The following is a 2,500-nucleotide window of genomic DNA, read 5'->3' as shown; positions in this document are numbered from 1 at the left end:
CGAAAGCGAGTCTGAATAGGGCGCCAGAGTTTGATGTATTAGACCCGAAACCCGGCGATCTATGCATGACCAGGATGAAGGTGCGGTAACACGCACTGGAGGTCCGAACCGATTAACGTTGAAAAGTTACCGGATGAGTTGTGCTTAGGGGTGAAAGGCCAATCAAGCCGGGAAATAGCTGGTTCTCCGCGAAAACTATTGAGGTAGTGCCTCGGACGAATACCTTGGGGGGTAGAGCACTGGATGGATGCGGGGGTCGCGAGACCTACCAACTCTAACCAAACTCCGAATACCCAAGAGTAATATCCGGGAGACAGACGGCGGGTGCTAAGGTCCGTCGTCAAAAGGGAAACAGCCCTGACCTACAGCTAAGGTCCCCAAGTCGTGTCTAAGTGGGAAAGCATGTGGAACTTCCAAAACAACCAGGAGGTTGGCTTAGAAGCAGCCATCCTTTAAAGAAAGCGTAACAGCTCACTGGTCTAAATAAGAGGTTCTGCGGCGAAGATGTAACGGGGCTCAAGACACGCACCGAAGCTTAGGGTGTGCCATTTAATGGTACGCGGTAGCGGAGCGTTCCGTAAGCCTGTGAAGCGATCTGGTAATGGGTCGTGGAGGTATCGGAAGTGCGAATGCAGACATGAGTAGCGATAAAAAGGGTGAGATGCCCTTTCGCCGAAAGACCAAGGGTTCCTGCGCAAGGCTAATCCGCGCAGGGTGAGTCGGCCCCTAAGACGAGCCCGAAGGGGGTAGTCGATGGGAACACGGTTAATATTCCGTGACCTGGTGGTGTGTGACGGATCTCGTGTGTTGTCTTCCCTTATTGGATTGGGAAGGCTTCGAAGAGGTCCCAGGAAATAGCCCCACCGTATAGACCGTACCCGAAACCGACACAGGTGGTCAGGTAGAGTATACCAAGGCGCTTGAGAGAAGTGTCCTGAAGGAACTCGGCAAATTGCCTCCGTACCTTCGGAAGAAGGAGGCCCCAACTAAGCGCAAGCTCTGTTGGGGGGCACAGGCCAGGGGGTAGCGACTGTTTAGCAAAAACACAGGGCTCTGCTAAGTCGGCTTCAAGACGACGTATAGGGCCTGACGCCTGCCCGGTGCCTGAAGGTTAAGTGGAGGGGTGCAAGCTCTGAAATGAAGCCCAGGTAAACGGCGGCCGTAACTATAACGGTCCTAAGGTAGCGAAATTCCTTGTCGGGTAAGTTCCGACCTGCACGAATGGCGTAACGACTTCCCCACTGTCTCCAGGACATGCTCAGCGAAATTGAATTCCCCGTGAAGATGCGGGGTTCCCGCGGTTAGACGGAAAGACCCCGTGCACCTTTACTGCAGCTTCAGAGTGGCATTAGGAAGAAACTGTGTAGCATAGGTGGGAGGCTTTGAAGCGTTGGCGCCAGCTGACGTGGAGCCATAGGTGAAATACCACCCTGTTTGTTTCTGATGTCTAACCTCGATCCATGAAACTGGATCAGGGACCCTCTGTGGCGGGTAGTTTGACTGGGGCGGTCGCCTCCTAAAGAGTAACGGAGGCGCGCAATGGTGGGCTCAGGACGGTTGGAAACCGTCTGTTAGAGTGCAATGGCATAAGCCCGCCTGACTGCGAGACTGACAAGTCGAGCAGAGACGAAAGTCGGTCATAGTGATCCGGTGGTCCCTCGTGGAAGGGCCATCGCTCAACGGATAAAAGGTACGCCGGGGATAACAGGCTGATAACCCCCAAGAGCTCATATCGACGGGGTTGTTTGGCACCTCGATGTCGGCTCATCACATCCTGGGGCTGGAGCAGGTCCCAAGGGTTTGGCTGTTCGCCAATTAAAGTGGTACGTGAGCTGGGTTCAGAACGTCGCGAGACAGTTTGGTCCCTATCTGCCGTGGGCGTCGAAATTTGAGAGGAGTTGACCCTAGTACGAGAGGACCGGGTTGAACATACCTCTGGTGTACCTGTCGTTCTGCCAAGAGCGCAGCAGGGTAGCTATGTATGGACGGGATAACCGCTGAAAGCATCTAAGCGGGAAGCCTCCCTCGAGATAAGATTTCATAGAGCCGTCAGAGACCATGACGTTGATAGATCGGATGTAGAAGTGGAGTAATCCATGGAGCTAACCGATACTAATTGCTCTATTCGCGCTTGAGAGTCCCACCATCAATGACAATCCTGGGTAACCAGCACGTGTCGCAGATGGCGGATGATCAAATGCAACGCCTGATTAACAACTACCATCTTCAGATTGTCGTAAACGTGCACCGATTTTAGGAGCCCCGCCGCAAGGCGGGGCACCCAGAGAACCCGAACCTTTTGCTGTTCACCGGCTCCATTGCTTGGTGGCTATAGCGTCAGTGCCCCACCCGATCCCATCCCGAACTCGGCCGTGAAACCTGACTGCGCCGATGGTACTATCGCTTAAGCGATGGAAGAGTAGGTCGTCGCCAGGCATTGAAGCCGGTGAACACAAAATGTTCGTGTCTCTTATGAGAACCCATCACATGTCATCTAAAC

Annotated in this window: 2 rRNA genes (1 of these 2 cut by a window edge); both read left to right on the top strand. The window is 53.8% G+C overall.

Annotated elements, in window-relative coordinates:
* Positions 1-2,136 (top strand): 23S ribosomal RNA (locus tag U1872_RS22070) (it extends 659 nt beyond the left edge of the window).
* Positions 2,137-2,321: 185 nt separating this feature from the next.
* A 5S ribosomal RNA gene (gene rrf, locus U1872_RS22065) occupies positions 2,322-2,436 on the top strand.
* Positions 2,437-2,500 lie beyond the last annotated feature (64 nt).

Source organism: Parasphingomonas frigoris (assembly GCF_036663815.1).
In the GTDB taxonomy this organism is placed as follows: Bacteria; Pseudomonadota; Alphaproteobacteria; order Sphingomonadales; family Sphingomonadaceae; genus Sphingomonas.
The sequence above is the reverse complement of the archived record's forward strand: the minus strand, read 5'-3'. Positions and strand labels throughout refer to the sequence as shown.